Consider the following 24,138-nt stretch of genomic DNA (forward strand, 5'->3'; position numbering starts at 1 on the left):
CTATTCATTTCAGGAGCTGATGCCGGACACCGTCACAATGGTGTCCGGCATGACATGACAACGTCATGCCAGCGGCCAGGACCGGTCAGCACGATGAACCGAACAAGGGGACAGTACGCTTGGCAGATGAACCCATACCACTTCGTCCGGAACCCATCGGCGAGAAGGAAAGCGATCCACTGCTGCAGTCGCTGGTCTTTCTCTCTCGTTACCACGGTGCGCCGCGTTCAGGCGAGGTCATCAGTGACGGCCTGCCACTGGATGAGGGACGGCTGACGCTGGCGCTTCTGCCACGCGCGGCCCATCGTGCAGGGCTGTCTGCCAAACTGGTCAGTCAGCGCCCTGATCGGGTTGCCGATATCCTCCTGCCCTGCATCGTGATCCTGAAAGGGCGCCGCGCTGCGATCATGCTCTCGCGTGACAGCGATCGACAGCACGCCACCATTTACCTGCCCGAGGCCGATGGTACGCAGGAGATCCTCATGGATAGCCTGTGCGAGGAGGCCACCGGTCAGGTCGTTTATATCCGGCGTGAGCATCGCTTTGATGAGCGTGCGCCGGAAACCATGAAGCTGGCGGAAGGGCACTGGTTCTGGTCAACCCTCAAGCTATCCACACCGATCTATCGTGATGTCCTGATTGCCTCGCTTCTGATCAACCTGTTTGCGCTGGCCGCGCCCCTTTTCACCATGAATGTCTATGACAAGGTCGTACCCAACATGGCGTTCAATACGCTCTGGGTGCTGGCCAGCGGCATGGGCATCATTGTGGCCTTTGACCTGCTGGTGCGACAGGTGCGTGCCTGGTTTCTGGATACGGCCGGTCGCAAGTCCGAAGTGCTGCTCTCCTCGAAGATATTTGCCAAGGTCATGAACCTGCGCATGGAGGCACGCCCCGTCTCGGTGGGCGCTTTCGTCAAGAATTTGCAGGAATTCGACTCGGTTCGCGACTTTTTCACCTCCATGACCATGACCACCCTGGTCGACATGCCCTTTGCGGTGTTTTTTCTGGTGGTGGTGTGGATCGTCGGCGGCCCGCTGGTCTGGATCCCCATCATTGCGCTGTTGATTCTGCTGGGGTACAGCATCCTGATTCAGTGGCCGATGAAGCGCTCCATCGAACTGGGGTCGCGGCTGGCCACCGAAAAGCATGCGCGTCTGGTCGAGAGCGTGGCCGGCCTTGAAAGCCTGAAGCTTGCCAACGCTCAGGGCGACACCCAGCGCCGCTATGAGCGGGCCGTGGGTGAAATCTCCAAATGGGGCGTCAAGAGCCGCAATCTGTCCACTTCCGTGTCGTCGCTCACCATGAGCGTGAACCAGCTGGCGACCGTGGCGCTGGTCATTTATGGCGTCTACCTGATCGGGGATGCCCAGCTTTCCATGGGCGCGCTGATCGCGGCCGTCATGCTGACCGGACGTGCGCTGCAGCCGCTGGCCCAGATGGCGCTGTTGATTACCCGTTTCAGTCAGACCCGCAGCGCCATGGCTGCCATCGATCAGATCATGCAGATGCCCGAGGAAGTGGAAGAGGGCAAGAACTATGTGCACCGTGATCGGCTCAACATGCGCATTGAATTCGATCATGTCGGCTTTCAGTACACGCCCGAGTCGCCCGAGATCCTGCATGACATTTCGTTGACCATCGAACCTGGCGAGCGGGTCGGTATTATCGGGCGCATGGGCGCCGGCAAGAGCACCCTGCAGCGCATGATGACCGGACTTTATCGCGCTACCAGCGGCAGCCTGCGCATTGATGGTCTGGATATCAATCAGATCCACCCGGCCGATGTGCGGCGTCATATCGGCCATGCCGGTCAGGACAGCGCGCTTTTTTTTGGTTCCATTCGCGAAAACATCATTCTTGGCCATCCCCATGCCAGCGATGACGCCGTGGCACGTGCGGCGGACGTGGCCGGGGTCAGCGACTTTACCCGCCATGACCCGGACGGTCTGGACCGTCAGGTCGGTGAAGGCGGCAGGCTGCTCTCCAGTGGCCAGCGTCAGTCAGTGCTGATGGCGCGGGCGCTTTTGACCAACGCACCGCTGTTGCTGCTCGATGAGCCGGGCGCGCATCTGGACAACCGCGCCGAGGCGCGTCTTCGTCGCATGCTGATGGATATGCCGCGCAGCCAGAGTGTGGTGCTGGTCACCCACAAGAGTTCGATGCTGGAAGTCGTTGATCGTCTGATCGTGCTCGACAATGGTCGCATCATTGCCGACGGACCCAAGGCCAGCGTGCTCAAGGCGCTCAATGAAGGCCGGGTACAGGCGCCATCGCCTGCGCCGGGTACGAATGCAACGGGTTCGGAGGTGCGTCATGGCACTACTGGCTAAGGCAGGGCGCTGGCCGCGGCCCAAAAGTCATGAGCTTGAGCTTGCCGACGATGCCAGTGCTGCCATGCTGCTGGCCACGCCCTGGCGCTCGCGTATTCTTCTGTGGGTATTGCTGGCAGTACTGGGCGCCTTCATTGCCTGGGCAGCCCTGGCCCATGTCGAGATCGTTACCCGAGGCAACGGCCAGGTGGTTCCTTCCACCCGGCTGCAGACCATTCAGAACCTCGAAGGCGGGATCGTGCGCGAGCTCTACGTGCGTCAGGGCGATATTGTCGAGCCCGGCCAGCCGCTGGCGCGCATCGATCCGACCCGCGCCAGCTCCGATCTTGCCGAACGGGTATCAACGCTTGCCGGGCTTCAATCCATCATCGCCCAGTATCAGGCCGAGCTGTCGTCGGTGACCATTAACGCCGACGCCGGCAACTGGCAGGATCAGGTCGTGATCACCTCGCAGCCGCCTGAATTTGATGAGGCGTTTCGCTCAAACAATCCGTCGCTGGCGGCGACTGCAGCTGAAGGCTATCGCGAGCGCATCGGCGGGCTGCGGACCCAGCTGGATCAGGCTCGTGACCAGATATCCCAGCGCAATCAGGAACTCAGCGAGCTGCGCGCTCGGGTATCGAGTCTTTCACGCAGCTATCAGCTGGCGAGTCAGCAGCTGGCCATTACCCAGCCGCTGGTGCAGGAGGGCGTGGTGTCCCGGGTAGATCTGCTCGAGCAGCAGCGCCAGGTCAACGACCTGCGCGGTGAGCTTGAGTCTGCGCGACTGTCCATTCCCTCCAAGCAGTCCGAACTGCAGGAAGCCATCAGCCGCCGTCGCGACGTGGCGGCCCAGTTTCGCGTACGCAGTGCCGATGCGCTGAGTGAGGCCCGCGGGCGGCTGGACAGTCAGCAGCAGGGCCGCGCCAGCCTGCAGGACCGGCTGGATCGGACGCTGGTGACCTCACCGGTGCATGGCAGCGTGCGCACCATCAATGTCAATACCATCGGCGGCGTCATCGATCCCGGCGCCAGCCTGATGGAAATTGTCCCCATCGAGGATCAACTGCAGATCGATGTGCGCATTTCACCCCGGGACATCGGCTTCATTCATCCGGGCCAGCCGGCCACGGTCAAGCTCTCGGCCTACGACTTCACCATCTATGGTGGGCTTCGAGGCCTGGTGCAGCGTATCAGTCCCGATACGGTGCAGGATGAAAAGGGCAACAGCTTTTATGAAGTCACCGTTGTGACCGATCAGAACCATCTGGGCAGTGAGCGCAATCCGATGACCATCATTCCTGGCATGCAGGCCAGCGTGGATGTCATTACCGGCGATCAGACCATCTTGCAGTATCTGCTCAAGCCGATACTGAGAGCGCAACAGGGCGCCCTGCGCGAGCGTTGATCACTGGCATGTCAAAAATGAAAAAAGGGATCAGGGGGTCATGATGAAAAAGTGGTGGGCAGGCATGGCTGTGCTCTCACTGACGGGGGGAGTGCAGGCACAGTCGCTTGATGAGGCCGTGACGCAGGCCATCATGGAAAATCCCATAACGCGCACTGAAATTGCCCGTTATGAACAGTTCAGGGAAGACGCCCGGGCACAGCGGGGGGCCTGGCTGCCGTCCGTGGATCTGGACGCACGCGTGGGGCGGGGGCGTAACGAGAGCGAGGTCAACGGCCTCGATCGCTCCAGCGACGCGCACAGCTACCGTCGTGGCACGATTACGCTGACCCAGCTGATCTGGGACAACAATCGCACGCTTGAACGGGTGCGTAACGCCGACAGCCAGATCGACTATCAGCGCTGGGAAGTGGCGGCGGCTGCCAATCGGGTGGGGCTTGCCACGGTCGAAACCTATCTGGACGTTTTACAGGCCCAGCGGCTGGTGGAGCTTGCCGAGCGCAATGTGGATACCCATCAGCGCATTGCTGCCGACATTCGTCGCCGCGGGGAGCTGGGGGCCGGTACGACCACCGATACCAGTCAGGTGGACGGACGCCTGGCCCAGGCCCAGGCCAGTCTGGTGGCGGCCTATAACAACCGTGAGGATGCCATTTCCTCCTTCCTGCGTCTGGTGGGTGCTCCACCCCGTGATCTCACACCACCGGACGAGGTCGATCTCTCGCCGGTGCCCAGCGATCTCGAGCAGGCGCTGGCCATGGCCACGGAACAAAACCCCATCCTGATGGCGGCGCGCTATTCAGTCACGGCAGCCGGTCATGAGATCGGCGCCGAGCGCAGTGACTTTCTGCCCAGCCTCAGTTTTCAGGCCAGCCGGCTGGCCAGTCGTGACTACGATTTTGAAGGCAGTCGTGCCAACGACTGGAATGCCGATCTGGTGATGTCGTGGAACCTTTATCGCGGTGGCATTGATGCTGCTGAAATGCGTGCCCGCCAGCACTCGCTGGAAGCCGTGCAATACGACAGCGACCGCGCCCTGCGCGAGGTACGTGATGAACTGCGCCTGGCCTGGAATGCTCGTGATTATGTGAGCAGTCAGCTGCCTTATCTGGAGCGTCATGTCAGTGCCAGCGAGCAGACCCGTGTTAATTACCGCAAGCAGTTTGATATCGGACGTCGCACCCTGCTGGACATGCTTGATAGCGAAACCGAGCTTTATGGTGCCCAGCAGGACCAGGTGCAGGCGCGCTTTGCCCTGACCCGCGCCCATTATCGCCTGCTGGCGGCAACCGGCCATTTGCTGGATACCCTTCAGATTAGCGTGGACCGTGGGGATGTTGACGGTGATCAGCTGCTCGGCGTGGGCAGCGCTGGGCAGGGGGGCGGCTCATGAGTCTCTTTTTACGTCTTGTCACTGGTGTGGCGGGTCTGCTGCTGCTCTTTTCGATCGGCATCTTCGCCATCAATGTGCATCAGACGCGACAGTCATTGCTGGACAGTCAGCGCATGGAAACGGCCAACCTGACCCAAGGGTTGAGTCTGGCACTGGTGCCCTTCGTTGAAACGCAAGACTGGACCAGCGCGCGTACGCTTTTACAGGCTACCTCGGATGGCAGCTTTGTCAGCATGCTCAAACTCGAGGCAATGGGCCTGGAAGCGCCGCTGGTCGTGCAGAATCCGGGCGTTACCCGGGCCCCGGGCTGGTTTCAATCACTGGTTTCGCTGCCACAGCTGTCCACCCAGCGTGAAATTTCCGGCGGCTGGTCACCGCTGGGGACCATTACGCTTGAGGCCGATAACACGCTGCCCTACAACCAGCTCTGGTCGCTGGGCCTGCGTCTGCTGCTGTGGCTGGTGATCGGCATGGCGCTGACACTGGCGCTGTGTGCGCTGGGATTTCGACGGCTTTTGACGCCGCTGCATCGGCTTTCGGACTATATCAAAACGCTGCAGATCGAAGGCTATGCCGGACCCATCGAGTCCACTCGGATTCGCGAGCTCAAGGGTATTACCCAGGCAGTGAACCAGCTCAGTGCGCGGCTCAATGATCAGTTCGTGGCGCAGACAGCCCAGGTGATTCGTCTACAGCGCATGGCTGAGCAGGACGCCGTATCCCAGCTGGGCAATCGTGCCTATCTGACCCGCATTCTGGATGAATGGCTGGCAGCGCCCGAAGGTGGGGCGCTGATGATATTGCGCATCGACCATCTCAGCGAGATCTATCGTCGCGATGGTTTCGAGGTGCGCGACAACACCATTCGCGCCATCGGGGACTATCTCTCCGGCATATCGGTATATGAAACACCCATTCAGGCAGCCCGCCTGTCGGCCGAAGAGTTTGCCCTGATCCTGCCCGATGACAGCGATGCCGGTCGTGATGAGCTGCTGCTGACAATGCTCGATCGCATTGACGACATTGTGGACGCCAATCCGCTCAATGATGAGCGCCCCCATCACGCCCGGGCCGGTATGGTACTGCGCGAGCCCGGCCTTCAGCGCGTGGCCATGCTCTCCAAGGCGGACAACGCCCTGCGCGAGGCGGTCGAAAACGATCTTCGCTGGTACATCGCGCCGCGTGAATCGCGACATGGTGAGCGCAGCCGCGGCGACTGGCGCATGGTCATCGACAACGCCCTGAGTCGGCATGAGGCATTTTTCGTGGCCCAGCCCGTGCTGCTCAACGATGGCCAGGAGCTGCATCAGGAGCTTTTCATGCGCCTCAGGGAAGGGGAGGAAGTACATCTGGCTTCCTCCTTTTTGCCGATCGCCCGTCACTTCGGCATCGGCGCGCAGCTGGATCACCATGTGCTGGACTGGCTTGACCGTCACGCAGAGCACCTGAGCATGCGTCTGGCGCTGAATTTGACGTTTGATCTTCTGGCCAGTCATGAGGAGGTCGATGCGTTGATCGCATGGTTGGGCGAGCGTCCGGCGCTGGCCGCTCGGCTTGATATGGAGGTCACCGAGGAGAGCATGCTGCGCCATGGAGACAACGTACAGCGACTTTTCAGAAAGGTATGGGCGCTGGGTGGCCGTGGGGGGATTGATCGCTTTGCCCGCGATCTGAACTCCCTGCCCGTGCTGGGCAAGCTGCGCCCGGACTACGTCAAGATCGATCAGACCTTTTTTGTGCGCGATGACGTCGACAACGAGTTTTTACACAGCCTGTGCATGGCCGCCCATCAGATTGAAGCGCTGGTCATCGTGACGCGCGTCGAGTCCGAGGCGCAGCGTCAGCGGGTCACTGCGATCGGTGCTGATGGCTATCAGGGGTATCTGGCACCGGCTGTGGCATTGAACCCCGGGGTTCATTGATTCAGACGTTGGCCGATAAGAAAGGGATATGACTTTCTGACAGGGAATGTCCACTGATGCTGTGGCGAATACTGCGATGGGGACTGACAGCACTGCTGGCGATCGCCATACCGGCCACGGCCGGTATGCTGTCGACCTCCTCCATTCCTGTCTCCTCTACCATCACGGCCCAGTACGGGTCTGCCGGGCTTGCCCGGATACAGCGCTGGCAAACGTTGATGCAGGAGCTTCGGGGCCGCCCGGTGCAGGTGCAGCTGGCAAGGGTCAACGATTTTTTCAATCAGCTGGATTTCGTCGACGATAGCGTGGTCTGGCACCGGGAGGACTACTGGGCCACCCCCATCGAGTTTCTGGGCGTCGGGCGTGGCGACTGTGAGGAATTTGCCCTGGCCAAGTATCTGACCCTGCGCGAGCTGGGCGTACCCGATGAGCAGATGCGCCTTCACTACGTCAAGTACGTGCCCTATGACCAGTACCATATGGTGGTGTCCTGGACATCTGACCCACGTCAGATGCCGGTGATTCTGGACAACATCGACCGGACCATCGTGCCGGCCGCTTCCCGCCGGGACCTGATCCCCATCTACAGCTTCAACGCCAGCAGCCTCTGGACCAGTACGGCAACCGGGCGTGAGGCGCCGGTGGGCGATGCCAGTCGTCTGAGTCGCTGGGAAGACTGGCAGATACGCGTACGCAACGGCGTCATGCGCACGCCCTGACTCCTCGACCAAAGCGAACGTTCGATCCGGTCATTGATCACCTCTGCCCCCTGCCTTTTGCCGGTCTCCTCTGCGTATACTGATACGTCTGTCAGCGACGTCCTGTCGCCTGATGTATCTGTCAATGGAGACCTGTCATGAGCTGGACCCCCACCCGCGAAGCCTTTGATCAGTATATGCTGCCCAACTATTCACCCCAGAAGGTGATACCGGTGCGCGGCGAGGGTAGCCGCCTGTGGGACCAGGAGGGTCGCGAGTACATCGATTTTGCCGGCGGTATCGCCGTTAACGGTCTGGGACACTGCCATCCGGCGCTGATGGAGGCTCTGAAGGCGCAGAGCGAAAAGGTCTGGCATCTCTCCAACGTCTATACCAACGAGCCCGCCTTGAGACTGGCTCGCACGCTGGTCGAGAAGACCTTCGCCGACAAGGTGTTTTTGTGCTCCTCGGGCGCCGAGGCCAACGAGGCAGCGCTGAAGCTGGCGCGGCGCTACGCCCATGACACCGCAGGCGAGCAGAAAAATCGCATCGTCTCCTTTCGTCAGTCCTTTCACGGACGCACCTTCTTCACCGTCAGCGTCGGCGGCCAGCCCAAGTACTCTCAGGGGTTCGGTCCGGTGCCTGGTGGGATCAAACACGGCACCTACAACGATCTCGACAGCGCCCGCGAGCTGATCAATGACGATACCTGTGCGGTCATTGTCGAGCCGATGCAGGGCGAGGGCGGCGTCACCCCGGCGACACCCGAGTTTCTTGAAGGTCTGCGCAAGCTCTGTGATGACCACAAGGCACTGCTGATCTTTGATGAAGTTCAGTGTGGCGTCGGGCGCAGCGGCCATCTGTACGCCTATATGCATTACAACGTCACCCCCGACATTCTGACCTCGGCCAAGGCGCTGGGCGGCGGTTTCCCGATGGGCGCGATGATGACCACTGACGAGATTGCGCGCGTGTTCGTGGTCGGCACCCACGGCTCGACCTACGGCGGCAATCCGCTGGGCTCGGCGGTGGCGCTGGCGGCGGTGGAAACCATCAGCTCGCCTGAGGTGCTCAAGGGTGTGGAGGCACGCTCGCAGCGCTTTCGTGAGCATCTGCAAAGGCTCAACGAGAAGTACGACTGCTTCAGCGACATTCGCGGCCTGGGCCTGCTGCTGGGCGCCGAGTTCAAGCCCTCCTTTGGCGAGCGCGGCCGTGAGGTGCTGGCAGCGGCCACCGAAGAGGGCCTGATGATGCTGGTGGCCGGCCCCAACGTGCTGCGCTTTGCACCGTCACTGGTCATCGAACCGGAAGTGATCGATGCAGGCATGGCGTGTCTGGACCGCGCGCTGGCAAGGGTGGTCGCCAACAGCTGATAGGGGCACTGTCATGTCACTGATTGCACGCAGTGCCACGACCGATGACGTCGATGCCATTGTGGCCATGGCAGAGGCTGCCCGGCCGGCGCTGACCAACCTGCCGGCCGACCGTGCGCGTCTGTCCGCGCGACTGGCGTCGAGTCAGGCGGCGCTGTTTGCCACCATCGAGCGCCCCGGCGACGAGCAATATGTGCTGGTGGCCGAAACCGATGAAGGCGAGATCATCGCCACGGCCACGATCAAGGCGCAGGCGGGGGCACGCGAGGCCTATTACACCTATCGGCGCGAGACGCTGATCCACGCCTCGCAGCAGCTCGATGTGCGTCGCGAGGTGGATATTCTCTCCATCTCGCATGAGATGTCGCACGCCTCGCTGCTGTGTGCGCTGGCCACGACCGATCATGCCTGCGCCGATCACGCCCGACAGCTGCTGCGCGCGGCGCGCCTTGCCCTGATCGCCCGCTTTCCCGAGCGCTTTGCCCCGACGGTGTTCGTGGCGCTGTCCGGCTATCGTGACGCCGGGCGTACGCCGTTCTGGGATGGCGTGGGGCGGCATTTCTTCTCGCGGGACTTTGACGACATCCACCGGGCGGCCAGTCTGGGATCGAGAAGCTTCATCGGGGAAGTCATGCCGCCGTTTCCGCTCTACCTGCCGCTGCTGGACGACCAGGCCCGCAGCGCCATCGGCCGGGTCGGTGACAACCACGCCAGTGCGCTCGATGTATGGCAGCAGGAGGGCTTTGCGCTGTCGCGTCATGTCGATCTGCTCGATGGTGGCCCGCTGCTGGAGGCCTCGCGCAACCATCTGCCCCGCGGCCAGTGGCTGACCGTCCAGATCGGTGAGCGCCCAGGCGAGGGGCGCCCAGGCGAGGGGCGCTGTGCCGAGTCGCTGTTGATCGCCAGCCAGCGCACGGGCGATTTCAGGGCGCGGATCGTTACGAAAACCATCAACGAGCGCGGGCAGTGCGTGCTGGACGCCGCCAGTGCGCGGGCGCTGGCGGTAGCCGCCGACGAGCCCGTTCTGGTCCTTCCCGTGGGGCAGGCCGGCAATACGGAGGCCCTGTCATGCTGATTCGTCCCATCGAAGAGGGCGATATTGATGCCCTGCAGGCGATCGCCGTCGAGACCGGCCCCGGATTCACCTCCCTGCCGGACAGCCGCGACTTCCTGATCGACAAGATCGCCCACGCCCGCGAGAGCTTTGAGCGCTCTCACGATGTTTCCAGGAAGACGTCTGATGCGGCGCTTTACTTCTTTGTGCTCGAGGATGAGCGCCAGCCCCCGGGCAGCGTCGAGCGGTTGGCCGGCTGCTGCGCGATCGAGGCACGCGTCGGGCTTGAGGCGCCGTTTTATCATTACCGCATCGGGCAGCTGGCGCACTCTTCCAGTCATCTGGAGCTGCATCGCACGCTGGACACGCTCTTTCTGTGCTCTGATCACACCGGCTCTGCCGAGGTCTGCTCGCTTTATCTACGCGCCGCCTGGCGCGGCGAGGCACAGCGCCCCATGCGCAACGGCACGCTGCTGTCCCGGGCGCGGTGGCTGTTCATGGCAGGCTTTCGGGAGCGTTTTCCGGAGCGTGTGCTGGCCGAAATGCGTGGCCGCTTTGATGATCAGGGCAAAAGCCCGTTCTGGGAGGCGCTGGGACAGAAGTTTCTGCCCATCGAGTTTCGGCGTGCCGATCATCTGACCGGCATGGGCGAAAAGGGCTTTATCGGCGAGATGATGCCGCGCCACCCGATCTGCACCTCCTTTCTGCCCCAGGCCGCCCGCGAATGCATCGGCCAGGTGCATACCCAGACCCGCCCGGCGCTGGCGATGCTCAACCGCGACGGGCTGCGATTCGAGGGCTATATCGACATCTTTGACGGCGGCCCGACCGTGGAGGCCTACATTGATGATGTGCGCTCGATTCGCGACAGCCGGACGGCCCGGGTGGTCGTTCAGACCGGCCTGGAGCAGGACGAGCGGCCCGGCTGGCTGGCGGCGACGACCGGCGCCGCGATCGACTTCCGGGCCGGCTGGGTCGGTCGCGGGCCGCAGGCGGAGGTGATTGCCCTGACCCCTGAAGAGGCGCAGCGTCTGAACGTTGCAGAAGGGGACACGCTCAGGCTGCTGGCGACCTGAGCACGCCATGTTCACGGAGGACGAGATGAGTATCGAGATCACGCAGCAGCTTCTGGTAGGTGGGCAATGGGTGTCAGGGGAAGGCGACGCTTTTGACAAGCACGACCCCGTCAGCGGCGAGCGGCTCTGGCAGGGCAGAGGGGCCAGCGCCACTCAGGTGGACCGCGCTGTTATCGCCGCCCGGGAAGCCTTTCCCGCCTGGGCACGACAGCCGCTTGAAGCGCGTATCGCGCTGTTGGAAGCCTTTCGCGAGCGTCTTGAGCACTACCGCAACGTGCTGGCCGATACCATCGCCCGGGAAACCGGCAAGCCGCGCTGGGAGGCCGGCACCGAAGTCCAGGCCATGATCGGCAAGATCGCCATCTCGATTGCCGCCTGGCATGAGCGCACGCCCACCCGAGTGCGGGACAACGCCGGCGTGCGCGCGGTGGTGCGCCACCGACCACATGGCGTGATGGCGGTCTTCGGTCCCTACAACTTTCCCGGGCATCTGCCCAATGGCCATATCGTGCCGGCGCTGCTGGCCGGCAACACGGTCGTATTCAAGCCCAGCGAGCTGACCCCGGCCACGGCCGATCTGGTGCTCTCCTGCTGGCAGGAGGCCGGGCTGCCGTCGGGCGTGATCAATCTGGTGCAGGGCGGTATCGAGACCGGTCAGGCACTGGCCGGTCACGCCGGTATCGACGGGCTGCTCTTTACCGGCAGCGAAGGCACCGGCCGGCGGCTGCATGAGGGTATGGGCGGTCGGCTGGAGACGGTGTTGGCGCTCGAGCTGGGCGGCAACAACCCGCTGCTGGTGCATGACGTGCCGGACAATATCGAGGCGGCGGTGTTGACCATCGTCCAGTCAGCCTATCTGTCGGGTGGCCAGCGCTGCACCTGTGCGCGACGTCTGCTGGTGCCGGAAGGCGACCAGGGGGATCGACTGATCGAGGCCCTGCAGCGCAGTCTTGCCACGCTGGTGGTCGGACCGCAGTTTGACGGTCTCGACGGCCACGGTGAGCAGGAGCCGTTCTACAGCGGCCTGGTATCGCCCGCGGCGGCGCAGAAAATGCTCGATGCCCAGCAGCAGCTTGAATCGATGGGCGCGCGGGTGCTGTCACGCATGGCGTTCGTGAAGGAGGGCGCCAGTCTGGTCTCGCCGGGTCTGATCGATGTGACCGGCATCGACGTGCCGGACGAGGAGTACTTCGGTCCGCTTTTGAAGGTCACCCGTTTTAAAAACTGGGAAGCCGCCATTGATGAGGCCAACAATACCCGCTTCGGGCTGGCGGCCGGGCTGATCGGCGGCACGTCAGACATTTGGGAAGACTTTGTGCTGCGCATCCGCGCCGGCATCGTCAACTGGAACCGTCAGACCACGGGTGCGGCCAGCGATGCGCCCTTTGGCGGCGTGGGGGCCAGCGGCAATCATCGTCCCAGCGCCTGGTACGCCGCGGACTACTGCGCCTGGCCGGTCGCGTCGATGGAAAGCGACACGCTGGTACTGCCTGATCAGCTGCCGCCGGGTGTCACGCTGGCAGGCCTTGATGGCCCGGAGGCAACCTGATGAGGGGCGACATGAGGAAAAGACGCCATGAGTGATGCCCTTGAGATCAACTTTGATGGCCTGGTCGGGCCGACGCACAACTACGCGGGACTGGCACAGGGCAATCTGGCCTCGAAACGCCATGCCGGGCTGATCTCCAACCCGCGTGAGGCCGCGCTGCAGGGGCTTGAAAAGATGAAGGCATCCATGGATGCCGGCTTTCCCCAGGCGGTGCTGCCGCCGCAGCAGCGCCCCGACATGGGACTGCTGCACCGTCTCGGCTATCGCGGTGCGCCGGAGGAGGTACTGCCGCGGGTGGGCAGCGAGTCGCCGGAGCTTTTGTATGCCGCCTGCTCGGCGGCGGCGATGTGGACTGCCAACGCCGCCACCATCACGCCGTCACGCGATACGCTCGATTCGCGTGTGCATGTCACGCCGGCCAATCTTCAATCGGCGCTGCATCGCTCGATCGAGTCCGCTCAGACCGCGCGAACGCTGAAGGCGATCCTTGCCGATGACAGATACTTTGCCCACCATCCGGCGCTGCCTGCCACGCCCTGGTTTTCCGATGAGGGGGCGGCCAACCATACAAGGCTGTGCGCTGAGCATGGCGGGCCGGGCGTGCATCTTTTCGTCCATGGCGACCCGGCCCCGGACACGATCGCCGCCCCGCAGCGCCATCGCCCGCGTCAGACACTCAGAGCCTGTCGGGCGCTGGCGCGTCAGCACGGACTGAGCGATCAGCAGACCGTTTTTGCCCAGCAGCATCCGGCGGCCATCGACGCCGGCGTGTTTCACAACGATGTGATCTGTGTGGGCAACGGGCCTGTCCTGCTCTATCACGAACGCGCCTTTTTCGATGAGCGCGCTGTCCTTGAGGCGCTGCGCGACCGGCTGGCCGCGCGCGCCGACGGCCAGCCCCTGATTTCCATTCGAGTGCCCGAGGAGGCGGTATCGCTGGACGCGGCGGTGGCGAGCTATCTCTTCAACTCCCAGCTTCTGAGCCGGGACGATGGCAGCATGACGCTGGTCGTACCGGGGGAGTGTGAAGCGGATGAAGCCGTCTGGATGACGATCCAGAGCCTGCTGCTGGGCGGCAACAATCCCATCAGCGAGGTAGTGGTGCGCGACGTCAAGCAGAGCATGCGCAACGGCGGCGGCCCGGCGTGTCTGCGCCTGCGCGTGGTACTCAACGACGCCGAACGCCAGGCCATGAGCGGGCGCGTCATGCTCGATGATGATCTGTACCGGGATCTCACCGACTGGGTCGGGCGTCACTATCGCGACCGATTGACGCTTGACGATCTCGCCGACCCACAGCTGGCGCACGAGTCGCTGACAGCGCTGGACGAACTCACGGGGCTTTTGACGCTGGGCTCGATCTACCCCTTTCAGATGGAAGGGCCGGCGGGATAGGTCCATGTTAAAACCATGGTAGTCGCGTGCGGGCGTGCACCAACGCTGACACTGCAGGGCAGTCCATTGCGACGACATTCCATTGCAACGACAGTCCACTAATACGACAGGGAGGTCATGACATGAAGGCAAGGGCACTGGTACTGGAACGACAGAACGAGCTGGCACTGCGCGAGATTGATCTGCCTGACGAGGTCGGCCCCGATGATGTGCGCATCAGTATGCACACCGTGGGCATCTGCGGCAGCGATATTCACTACTACACCCACGGCCGCATCGGCCCCTTTGTGGTCGAGGAGCCGATGGTGCTGGGCCACGAGGGCGCCGGCACCGTTACCGAAGTCGGCGCCAATGTCACCACGCTCGCTCCCGGTGATCGGGTCTGCATGGAGCCGGGCATTCCTGACTCGACCTCGCGCGCCTCGAAGCTTGGCATGTACAACGTCGACCCTGCCGTTCGCTTCTGGGCCACGCCACCGGTTCACGGCTGCCTGACGCCCGAGGTCGTCCACCCGGCGGCGTTTACCTTCAAGCTGCCGGACAACGTCTCCTTTGCCGAAGGCGCGATGGTCGAGCCGTTTGCGGTGGGTATGCAGGCGGTGGTCAAGGCGCAGCTTCAGCCGGGCGATACCTGCGTGGTGACCGGCTGTGGCCCGATCGGAATGATGGTGGCGCTGGCCGCACTCGCCTCCGGCGCCAGCCGGGTGGTGATCTCCGATGTGGTCGACGACAAGCTCGACATTGCTGCGGGCTACGAGGGCCTGATCCCTGTCAATGTGGCTCGCGAGTCGCTGACCGAGCGTGTCGAAGCGCTGACCGGCGAGGGATGGGGCGCCGATGTGGTGTTTGAAGCCAGCGGCAGCCCGCGGGTGTATGACGATGCCCTCGCCTGTGTCCGTCCGGGCGGTGCCCTTGTGCTGGTGGGCATGCCGGTCGAGAAGGTCAGCTTCGATGTGGTGGTGGCCCAGACGAAGGAAGTGCGCATCGAGACAGTCTTTCGCTACGCCAACGTCTATGATCGCGCCATCGAACTGATTGCCTCCGGCAAGGTCGATCTCAAGCCATTGATTGCCGAGACCTTTGATTTCGAGCAGAGCGTGGCGGCCTTTGATCGCGCTGTCGAGGCGCGTCCGACCGACGTCAAGCTGCAGATCCGCCTTGCTGACGACGAGCCACGGTAACCTGACGTTCAAGGGCGGCCTGCCGGTACTTCGACGGCCAGGACGTTCGGGCCCGGGTGCGTTAAGCTTGATCACTTTTGTGAACTGTTCTGGAGTAACCCGATGTTTCTGGTCTGCGGTGAGGCCCTGTTTGATTTCTTTTCCGATGAAGGGCAGATCGCCCCTGAGGCGTCATCGCTGTCGTTCACGGCCGTGGCCGGCGGCTCGCCCATGAATGTGGCCATTGGGCTTGCACGTCTTGAGCGGCAGTCCGCCTTTTTTACCGGCCTTGCCCCGGACGCGCTGGGCGAGCGTCTGCGCGCGGTGCTTGGTAGTGAATCGGTCAATACCGACTTCATGGTCGAGATCCCCGGTAGTGCCACCACGCTTGCCATGGTCACCCTCGATGACAACGGCTCGCCGCGCTACGTCTTCTATAACCAGTGCGGCGCCGATCGCATGCTGGAGACGTCGCATCTGCCGTCAAACGTTGAGGCGGTACATGCCATTCACGTCGGCTCCTACGCACTTGCCGTCTCGCCCACCAGTGAAACGCTGGAGACGCTGGTCGCTCGTGAGCGTGAGCGCTGCCTGATCTCGCTGGACCCCAATATTCGTCTCAAGGTCGAGCCCGACGTGGCGCGCTGGCGCGAGCGTATCGACACCTTTGCGGGGCATGCGCATCTGATCAAGATCAGCGATGAAGACCTGGCTGCCCTCTATCCGGAGAAAAACCCCGAGGATGTGATCCGCGGCTGGCTCGGTGAGCGCTGCCCGATGGTGATCATGACCCGCGGCGGCGAAGGCGTGACGCTGTTCACGAAAGACGGCACCGAGTCGTTCACGCCCGAGTCGATCAGGGTGGTGGACGCTGTGGGCGCCGGCGACAGTTTCATGGCAGCGCTTCTGGCATGGCTTGACGAGCAGGGGCTCGCGACGCCTGAAGGCCCCGGGCAGCTGACGCAGAGCCAGCGCCGCGAGATGGTTGAATTTGCCATGCGCGCGGCAGCACATACCTGCCAGCAGCGCGGCCCGGATCTGCCGCGTCGCCACGAGATCGTGACGGCGTAAATATCATTGCAACGGTTCACTTGAGACGACAAGGAGGCGCTCAATGCCATATCGCATCGTATCGCTGATCGGGAGCGTACTGATCTCCACCGTGGCGCTGGCGGACGCGCCCGCCTCGCATGATGCTCATGCCAGGGGTGGTGAGGCCGACCAGGCCGCGCATGCCTTCAGTGAGGCCAACCAGCGCATGCATCACGACATGGCGATCCGCCCCAGCGGCAACGTCGACATGGACTTCGCCCGCGGCATGCTGGCCCATCACCGCGGCGCGGTCGACATGGCGCGCATCGAGCTTGAGCACGGCAACGACGAGCAGATGCGCGCACTGGCGCGTGAGGTGATCGATGCTCAGCAAAAGGAAATCGATCTGCTGGAGCGCTGGATTGCCGAGCATGACGACCAGTTGGAAGAGTAAGCCCTTCAATCATTGTCCGTCATGATGGCGCCAGGCATGGCAGTGAGGCGACCCTTGAATACCCCTGTTCAACAATGAGAAAAAACGAGAGGACCCATGAAAGTCGGTCTGCTGCAATGTGATGATCTGGCGCCCCATGTGGCCCGCGTGCATGGCAACTATCCGGCCCTGTACTCGGGTCTTTTGCATGCAGTGGACCCGACTATCGAGTTCGTGACCTGGCGTGTGCATGACGGGGAACTGCCCACCGATCCTGGCGCGGTGGATGCCTGGCTGATCTCCGGCAGCAAGGCCGGCGTGTATGAAGATCAGGCGTGGATCAGGTCGCTGCTGACGCTGATTCGCCGCCTGTATGCGCAGAATCGAACGGTGGTCGGCATCTGCTTTGGTCATCAGGCCATGGCCCAGGCGCTCGGCGGGCGTGTGGGCAAAAGCGATCGTGGCTGGGGCGTGGGGGTGTCGTTCAACACCGTGGTGGGTCACACATCCTGGATGACGCCCTGGCAGGCGGGGCTGGATCTGATCGTGAGCCATCAGGATCAGGTGCTGGCACTGCCCGAGGGCGCCGAGGTGCTGGCGGAAAGCCCGTTCTGTCCGTATTACCTGCTGCAGTACGGCCCCCGCTTCATGAGCGTGCAGGGCCACCCCGAGTTCTCCAGGGCGTGCAGCGCTGATCTGATGGCCGACAAGGGCGACAGATTGCCCGACCGGCGCCGCCGCGAAGCCCTGGCCTCGCATCACGCGCCGGTAGATGATCACGTCATGGCGCGCTGGATCGTCAACTTCATGCGCGAGGGCCTGGTACCCTCGCGCCATGCCTCTGACGCCGAGTCCGGCGGTTAGCCTGCCATCAGCCAGTCACCGGGCTCCGCCACGCCGGCAAGCGTGGCGCCGTCTTGTTCACCGAGAAGATCAAGCGCCTGAGGCCCGTCGGGGAGTGCGGCGATATCGCCCATCAGCGAGGCCATGATAGCGGCAGGATTGAGCGCGGGTGGCAGCAGTCCGAACCCCTTATCAAACGATGGCTGGTCTGGTGCCTCGGTGGATGCGTCATCAAACGCCAGTGCGAGGGCAATGAACTGGGTGCTCTGGCTGTCGCTGAAGTTGTCATCCGAGGTCAGAATCAGGCTCTGGCGGCCATCGGCCAGTACCGGGCCGAACGTCATGCCTTCGACGTTGTCCGGCTCGAATCCGTAGTCGTTGAGGCTGGTCAACAGCGTTTTCTGGACCGGGCGAATCATGCCAGCGGCGTCTTCAAGGCTGTCGAGGTGACTGATATCGGTGGCCTGTGAGAGATCGATCTCGTAGAGGCGAATATCGTTGCCGGCGCCTTCGGCAAAGCCGCGCTCCAGCGTCAGCAGATGGTGCTCATCGAGTGCCAGCATCTCGACCAGCCCGTTGGTCGAGAACCCATCCTCAGCAACAGGCGCCTGCGGCGTCGGCTCGACCGGGTAGAGATACTGCCCCAGCGCCTTGCCAGTGTCGGGATCGAAACTCAGGATGCGCGACGCACTACCGGTATCGAGCGCTGCGGCGGGGCCATCCTGGGCCAGAGCGTTTTCGGTGGCGGTGAACAGGCGCTCGCCGTCCGGCGTCAGGGTGACGCTTTCCAGCGCCAGATTGTTGCGAACGCCCCAGGTGCCGTCGCCATCAGGGCTTAAAATCTCCGGCAGTTCGATGGCATCGATCTGCTCGCCGTCCCGGGCGAACAGATTCACGAACGGATCAATACGCTGGTTGCTGTCACCCTCGGAGGCGATATACAGCGTGCCGTTGTCGGTGAGGGCGATCGCTTCGGGGTCGATCTCGCCGGCCGCCCAGGGCTCGCCGCCGGGCTGGCGCAGGGTGGTGACATCGGTCAGGCGGACATCGCCATCATCGAGATGGCCGTCTTCAAGGTCGATACGCAGGCTGTAAAAGCGCGCATCGTTGTATTCACTGCGATCATCGGAAATGGCCAGGTATTCGCCGCTGACCGGGTCACGGGTCAGCCCCGACAGTCCGCTCAGGGTGGTGCCCTGAAACTCGGTGCCGCTTTCAAAGGCGGTCTGGCCGATGAAGTCAATGTCCTTGACCTGCGTGTCGCTGTCATCAATGGCGAGATCAGCCCATACCAGCCGGTGATCGGAGGCGTCCGCCTGTTCGTGACCGGCTTCCCCCTCGACCGGCCAGAACACGCCGCCGTCCAGGCGGGTCAGGCCGTGGGCCGAGGGCAGCACGTAGTCCACGCGCAGGTTGCCGGGCGCCTCGTCGTTGAAGTCGGCCGTATCAAAGCGCGGATCACCGCGATGGGTGGCATTCGCGCCGCCCTGTTCAAGTGCGGCAACCACGCCGCCCTCGCTGTCAGGCGTGAGGCCGGCGGCAATCAGCGGATGGCCGAGCAGCTGCTGGGCGGCCCCCGGCAGGCTGTCGCCATCGAGCGGATCGACGTTCTGATCGCCGGCAATCACGAAGCGCGCATGGGCATCAAGGCCACCGCTGCGCCCCTGGTCATCCATGAGGTAGTCACCCTTGCCGGGGGTGACGTAGTCGGCCCAGAGGCGAATTTCGTCGGCATTGCGCAGGCCATTGCGATTCTCGGGGCCATCAAAGGTCGGCGGGGTGGGGTGGGAGGCGAGCAGGTGCACGATCTCGCCGTTCACGTTGATCGGAATGTCCCAGTGGCTCTTGGAGGAGAGCGGCAGCACGTCCAGTGCCGCGTCCGGGTAGTAGTCGCCTGACTCGGGCGTCTCCGGATTGCCCGGCAAACGGGCTCCCGGCATGTCCTTCCAGAGGAAGTCGCCAAAGGTGCGAATGTCTTCACTCTCGAGCGGATAGCGTGACAGCACCAGCATGCCGTACTGCCCGGGAAACTGACCAAACCCCAGCGCATCATCGGCGTAGCCCGGCGCGCCGGGAGTGGTCACTGCCTCACCGTTGCCATCCAGATCCACGCCGGAGGCCACGCCGGTGTTGACCGGGGCGCTGAAGGCATAGGGGTAATCAATGCCCGGCGCATCGCCCTGGGGCGTGCTCAGGTAGTGCTCGCGAAAGAGTTCGGCGGCGGCAGGGTCGTAGTCGAACTCGTTGATCAACAACACGTCCGGTCGGGACTGCTGGATGACAGCGGCGATATCGCGTGCCTGAGCATCGCCGTCGATCAGATCCTCGCGCAGTGCACCGGCGCTGTCACGGTTGAGGGAGGCATTATAAGTGGCAACGCGGATACCCTGGGTCGAGGCGGTCATGAGAGCTCCTGGCAGTCGTGGGGCAGAAGAACACCGCTTGAGTATTGGCGCTCGTCATGACAGTGCGATGGCGCTCCGGTATCCGTGGGTAACGCGATGCGGCGTTTGCGTTACCCACGGATCGGCTTGGGTGCCTATTCCAGCGTGAGCTGTTGACTCTCCTTGAGGGCGGCCGTGCGGCTGTAGGCAAAGTCGTTATCCCCGTGGCGTTCGATGAAATAGACCGGTAGTCCTTCGCGGTCGGCCACGCGGGTACCTTCCTCGCGTCCCAGACAGAGCATGGTGGTGGCCCAGGCATCGCTGACGGCGGCCTCGGTACCAAAGACGGTGGCCGACACCAGATCGTGGGTGGCAGGGGTGCCACTGCGCGGGTCGATGATGTGGCCATAGGCATGGCCGCTGTCATCAAAATAGCGCCGATAGGTCCCTGATGTGTTCAGCGACAGCCCCTCGCGGTCGGTAAGGGTCACGATATTGCCGGCCCGACGTTCGCCCGGCGTAGGTGATTCGATGCCCACACGCCAGGGCTCGTCGTCGGGCTTGGCACCGCGAATGCGCATGTCACCGCCCAGCTCTGCCAGATAGTCATGGATGCCATGGGCTTCCAGCATCGCAGCGATGCGGTCCACGCTATGGCCTTCGCCCATCGAGGAGAGATCCAGCGAGAGCTCGGGCACCGTTTTGCGAATCCGCGACTGATCGGCATCGATCTCGAGATGCTCAAGACCCGTATGGGCCATCACCTCGTTAATCTCGTCCTCCGAGGGCACCCGGAAGTTCTGATTCTGAAAGCCCCACAGGGCAAATAGCGGGGCGACCGTCGGGTCGTAGCAACCTTCGGAGCGTTCATGCACCCGGCGGGCAATCTGCAACAGATGGATAACATCCGGTGGTGCCTCCTGCCAGTCAGTGCTGCGGCTGGCGTTGAAGCGTGAAATCCAGGAGTCGTCGCGATAGGTCGAGATCTCCTGATCGATCTGCGCGAGCACATTGGCCAGATCGGTTTCGATGGCATCTTGAGACGGGGCGTCCTCGCCCCACCACTTGACGTGATAGGTGGTGCCCTGCGCCTCACCCTGGGCCAGTTCGATCTCGGGGATGCGGTCACAGCCTGCCAGCAGCAGGCCGGCAATGATGGAAGCGAAGGGGACAAGCGCGCGTGTATTCATGAGCAACCATTGACAGAAGTGAACCCGGTCTCACGATCATGACGGTCGTGAATCGGCCATCCATTGTGCGTCATCGCGACGCGCAGCTCCATTCAGGTTACGCTGAGGGCTTGTCGCCACGTCGAAGGAGGGGAATATGCCACTGGATTCGCAGTTTGGACGCTGGCTACAGGAGGCTGCCGACAGGGCGCCGGATGTCAGCGCCATGAATGTTGCCCAGCGTCGCGCTGCCGCCGATCAGGCCAACCTGAAAATCCAGCGCCCGCCGCTGGCCTATCCGGTGGCGGAAATCCGGGATATCAGTATTCCCGGCCCTGCCGGCCCCATGACGCTGCGCCTTTATTACCCCTTCGTGCATGGCTCGGGCGGTCCGCGACCGGTCACGGTGTTCTTCCATGGCGGCGGGTTCGTGACCGGCTCGCTTGCCACCTATGACGTGATCTGTCGCGCGCTGTGTCGGGCATCAAAAACCATCGTGGCCTTTGTGGAATATCGTCTGGCCCCCGAGCATCCCTTTCCGGCGGCACCGGACGATGCGCTGGCAGCCGTACGCCATATCGGGCAACACGCTGCCGATTTCGGCGGTGACGGTGAACGCCTGGCACTCGCCGGTGACAGTGCCGGCGGGCTTCTGGCAGCGCTGACGGCCCTGCGGGTACGAGATGAAGGGGGCCCGGCGTTGTGCGGGCAGTGTCTGCTCTATCCCATGCTGGATGTGCAGCGCGAGGGAACGGATTCACTGACCCGCCATGCCAGCGGTTATGGTTTCACCCGCGAGGCCCGCGACTGGTATGTCCAGCAGTATCTGCCCGATGAAGCGGCGCGCGCGCATCCCTTCAACACGTTGCTTGAACGACAGGATCTGGCGGGCCTGCCGCCGGCGCTGGTCATGACGGCCGAGTTCGATCCGGTCTGTGACGAGGGCGTGCGCTATGCCGCGCTGCTCGCCGGGCAGGGCGTGCTGACACGCCACAGTCACTACTACGGCATGATCCACGCCTTCATTCGTCGGCTCGGCCAGCATGCGCAGGCCGACCAGGCCATCGATGAATGTGGTACCTGGCTGCGCCGCGTGCTGGTTTCTCCTTCCAACTGAGATCATCTCGGCTTCCTTTTTGCCGACGGTGACCCTGGTCTACACCACCAGGGTCCATCGGTTAGATCGCCCGGCCGTGTGATGAAGGCTAAATGGCACCGTTTTTAACGACTGCGACCTTGGTCTATGCAACCAAGGTCCATCTGTTGACGCCTCCAGCGTGTGAATAAGCTCTGCGGGTTACAAAAACCTCACAGGTGACCGTGGCCGCACTTTACCGGATCGGACTGATCCGGGATGTCGCGTGCGCAAGGGTCAAGGAGAATATTGATATGGTGACCTTTCTGGCAGGGATCGTGCTGCTGGTGGTGGGGTATTTTACCTACGGCAAGTTTGTAGAGCGCGTCTTTGAATCCAATCATCGTCGTCCCACCCCGGCGTATACCATGCGCGACGACGTTGACTACCTGCCCATGGGCACCAAGCGCAATGCGCTGATCCAGCTTTTGAACATTGCCGGTGTCGGGCCGATCTTCGGGCCAATTCTGGGGGCGCTGTATGGACCGGTGGCCTTTATCTGGATCGTGGTGGGCTGCATCTTTGCCGGCGCCGTGCATGACTATCTCACCGGCATGATCTCGATTCGCAATCACGGCGCGCATCTGCCTCAGCTGGCCGGCAAGTTCCTGGGCCGGGTGATGAAGCATGTGGTGAATTTCTTTGCGCTGCTGTTATTGCTGCTGGTGGCCACCGTGTTTGTGACCGCGCCGGCCACCCTTTTGGCCAACATGCTGCCCGTTTCATTGACCGTGATTACGCTGGCAATCTTTGCCTACTATCTGCTGGCCACGCTTTTGCCCATCGACAAGGTCATCGGACGAATTTATCCGTGGTTTGGCGCGCTTTTGGTGTTCAGCGCCGCCGGCATTGGCATCATGATGATCGTGCGCGGGGCGCCGATTCCGGAACTGAATTTCACCAACATGCATCCGGACAATACGCCCATCTTCCCGCTGCTGTTTCTGACCATCTCCTGCGGGGCGCTGTCGGGCTTTCACGCGACGCAGACGCCGATCATTTCGCGCACCACCGGCAACGAGAACAACGGGCGCAAGATCTTCTACGGCATGATGATCACCGAGGGCGTGATTGCCATGATCTGGGCGGCAGCAGCCATGAGCCTGTTCCATGGTGACACCAGCCTCTCGCAGGTGCTGGCACAGGGCGGGCCGGCGGCCGTGGTCCAGAGCGTGTCGGTCAATCTGCTGGGCGCCGTGGGCGGTACGCTGGCCGTACTGGGCGTTATCGTGCTGCCGATCACCTCGGGTGATACCGCGTTTCGCAGTGCGCGCATGATCATTGCCGACTATCTCCACATCGGCCAGCGTCCGCTCGCCAAACGCATCATGGTGGCCGCACCGTTGTTCGTGATTTCCTACGGTCTGACCCATATGGACTTCACGCTCCTGTGGCGCTATTTCTCCTGGGCCAACCAGACCACGGCGGTCATCGCGCTCTGGGTCGCCACCATGTATCTGATCCTGGCCAAAAAGCCCTACTGGCTGACGCTTCTGCCGGCGCTGTTCATGACCATGGCGACGTTTACCTATATCGCCTGGGCACCGATCGGGTTTGGTCTGCCATTGACCGTAGCCTACATCGTGGCGGCGCTCGGCACGGCTGTGGCACTGGCGCTGTTTATCAAGCGGGTGCGCAGGCTCTCGGGCGGCATCTTTGCCGTGGATGAACCGGCAGAGCCTGCCTCACGCGGGGAAACACTTGCCGGTGCGGCGGTCTGATCGCCTGATCGTGACTGCCGAGACAAAAAAAGCCCCGTCACTGACGGGGCTTTTGTCGTTCAGGGCACGATCACGGCAGAG

The 24,138-nt window shown here is 62.8% G+C and carries 18 protein-coding genes; 16 read left to right on the forward strand and 2 right to left on the reverse strand.

Annotated features, from left to right (window positions below):
- Nucleotides 1–119: 119 nt before the first annotated feature.
- The 14 genes from IE123_RS00410 (at nucleotide 120) to IE123_RS00475 (ending at nucleotide 17,669) form a co-directional block, all read left to right on the forward strand.
- Nucleotides 120–2,333: a type I secretion system permease/ATPase gene (locus tag IE123_RS00410; RefSeq protein WP_229819486.1), complete on the forward strand. Its 2,214-nt coding sequence runs from the start codon at nucleotides 120–122 to the stop codon at nucleotides 2,331–2,333.
- Nucleotides 2,317–3,720 carry an HlyD family type I secretion periplasmic adaptor subunit gene (locus IE123_RS00415; RefSeq protein WP_229819487.1) on the forward strand — a complete coding sequence of 468 codons (1,404 nt, stop codon included), beginning with the start codon at nucleotides 2,317–2,319 and terminating at the stop codon, nucleotides 3,718–3,720. Before IE123_RS00410 ends, IE123_RS00415 begins: the two co-directional genes overlap by 17 nt.
- Nucleotides 3,721–3,760: 40 nt before the next feature.
- The gene (locus IE123_RS00420; protein ID WP_189513976.1) at nucleotides 3,761–5,113 is read left to right on the forward strand and encodes a TolC family outer membrane protein; all 1,353 of its coding nucleotides are present in this window, start codon (nucleotides 3,761–3,763) and stop codon (nucleotides 5,111–5,113) included.
- Nucleotides 5,110–7,035: a bifunctional diguanylate cyclase/phosphodiesterase gene (locus tag IE123_RS00425; protein ID WP_189513978.1), complete on the forward strand. Its 1,926-nt coding sequence runs from the start codon at nucleotides 5,110–5,112 to the stop codon at nucleotides 7,033–7,035. The genes IE123_RS00420 and IE123_RS00425 overlap by 4 nt, the downstream gene beginning before the upstream one ends.
- 56 nt (nucleotides 7,036–7,091) lie before the next feature.
- Complete coding sequence (locus IE123_RS00430; protein ID WP_229819491.1) at nucleotides 7,092–7,754, forward strand: transglutaminase-like cysteine peptidase; 663 nt, start codon at nucleotides 7,092–7,094, stop codon at nucleotides 7,752–7,754.
- Between the two features lie 137 nt (nucleotides 7,755–7,891).
- Complete coding sequence (locus tag IE123_RS00435; RefSeq protein ID WP_189513980.1) at nucleotides 7,892–9,106, forward strand: aspartate aminotransferase family protein; 1,215 nt, start codon at nucleotides 7,892–7,894, stop codon at nucleotides 9,104–9,106.
- 13 nt (nucleotides 9,107–9,119) lie between these two features.
- The gene (locus IE123_RS00440) at nucleotides 9,120–10,181 is read left to right on the forward strand and encodes an arginine N-succinyltransferase (protein ID WP_189513982.1); all 1,062 of its coding nucleotides are present in this window, start codon (nucleotides 9,120–9,122) and stop codon (nucleotides 10,179–10,181) included.
- Nucleotides 10,175–11,236 carry an arginine N-succinyltransferase gene (gene astA, locus IE123_RS00445; RefSeq protein ID WP_189513984.1) on the forward strand — a complete coding sequence of 354 codons (1,062 nt, stop codon included), beginning with the start codon at nucleotides 10,175–10,177 and terminating at the stop codon, nucleotides 11,234–11,236. Before IE123_RS00440 ends, astA begins: the two co-directional genes overlap by 7 nt.
- 31 nt (nucleotides 11,237–11,267) lie before the next feature.
- Complete coding sequence (gene astD, locus IE123_RS00450; protein ID WP_189515798.1) at nucleotides 11,268–12,785, forward strand: succinylglutamate-semialdehyde dehydrogenase; 1,518 nt, start codon at nucleotides 11,268–11,270, stop codon at nucleotides 12,783–12,785.
- A 27-nt stretch (nucleotides 12,786–12,812) separates the two neighbouring features.
- Nucleotides 12,813–14,180 carry an N-succinylarginine dihydrolase gene (astB, locus tag IE123_RS00455; RefSeq protein ID WP_189513986.1) on the forward strand — a complete coding sequence of 456 codons (1,368 nt, stop codon included), beginning with the start codon at nucleotides 12,813–12,815 and terminating at the stop codon, nucleotides 14,178–14,180.
- A gap of 122 nt (nucleotides 14,181–14,302) precedes the next feature.
- Nucleotides 14,303–15,361: an NAD(P)-dependent alcohol dehydrogenase gene (locus IE123_RS00460; protein WP_189513988.1), complete on the forward strand. Its 1,059-nt coding sequence runs from the start codon at nucleotides 14,303–14,305 to the stop codon at nucleotides 15,359–15,361.
- Between the two features lie 102 nt (nucleotides 15,362–15,463).
- Nucleotides 15,464–16,411, forward strand: coding sequence for a carbohydrate kinase family protein (locus IE123_RS00465; protein WP_189513990.1), 948 nt, complete (start codon nucleotides 15,464–15,466; stop codon nucleotides 16,409–16,411).
- A 43-nt stretch (nucleotides 16,412–16,454) separates the two neighbouring features.
- Nucleotides 16,455–16,826, forward strand: a complete 372-nt coding sequence (gene copM, locus IE123_RS00470) for a CopM family metallochaperone (RefSeq protein ID WP_189513993.1) — start codon at nucleotides 16,455–16,457, stop codon at nucleotides 16,824–16,826.
- A gap of 96 nt (nucleotides 16,827–16,922) precedes the next feature.
- The gene (locus IE123_RS00475) at nucleotides 16,923–17,669 is read left to right on the forward strand and encodes a type 1 glutamine amidotransferase (protein ID WP_189513995.1); all 747 of its coding nucleotides are present in this window, start codon (nucleotides 16,923–16,925) and stop codon (nucleotides 17,667–17,669) included.
- Here the strand turns inward: IE123_RS00475 and IE123_RS00480 are convergent.
- Together IE123_RS00480 and IE123_RS00485 are read right to left on the reverse strand one after the other, a co-directional pair.
- Entirely contained in the window at nucleotides 17,666–20,053 is a 2,388-nt protein-coding gene (locus IE123_RS00480) for an esterase-like activity of phytase family protein (RefSeq protein ID WP_189513997.1), read from the reverse strand. The genes IE123_RS00475 and IE123_RS00480 overlap by 4 nt on opposite strands.
- Nucleotides 20,054–20,187: 134 nt before the next feature.
- The gene (locus IE123_RS00485; protein ID WP_189513999.1) at nucleotides 20,188–21,222 is read right to left on the reverse strand and encodes an FAD:protein FMN transferase; all 1,035 of its coding nucleotides are present in this window, start codon (nucleotides 21,220–21,222) and stop codon (nucleotides 20,188–20,190) included.
- 136 nt (nucleotides 21,223–21,358) lie between these two features.
- Here IE123_RS00485 and IE123_RS00490 point away from each other — a divergent pair, with 136 nt between their 5' ends.
- Together IE123_RS00490 and IE123_RS00495 are read left to right on the forward strand one after the other, a co-directional pair.
- Nucleotides 21,359–22,318: an alpha/beta hydrolase gene (locus IE123_RS00490; RefSeq protein WP_189514001.1), complete on the forward strand. Its 960-nt coding sequence runs from the start codon at nucleotides 21,359–21,361 to the stop codon at nucleotides 22,316–22,318.
- 272 nt (nucleotides 22,319–22,590) lie between these two features.
- Nucleotides 22,591–24,057, forward strand: coding sequence for a carbon starvation CstA family protein (locus IE123_RS00495; RefSeq protein ID WP_189514003.1), 1,467 nt, complete (start codon nucleotides 22,591–22,593; stop codon nucleotides 24,055–24,057).
- The last annotated feature ends 81 nt before the right edge of the window (nucleotides 24,058–24,138 follow it).

It is taken from the genome of Kushneria pakistanensis (assembly GCF_014652795.1).
In the GTDB taxonomy this organism is placed as follows: domain Bacteria; phylum Pseudomonadota; class Gammaproteobacteria; order Pseudomonadales; family Halomonadaceae; genus Kushneria; species Kushneria pakistanensis.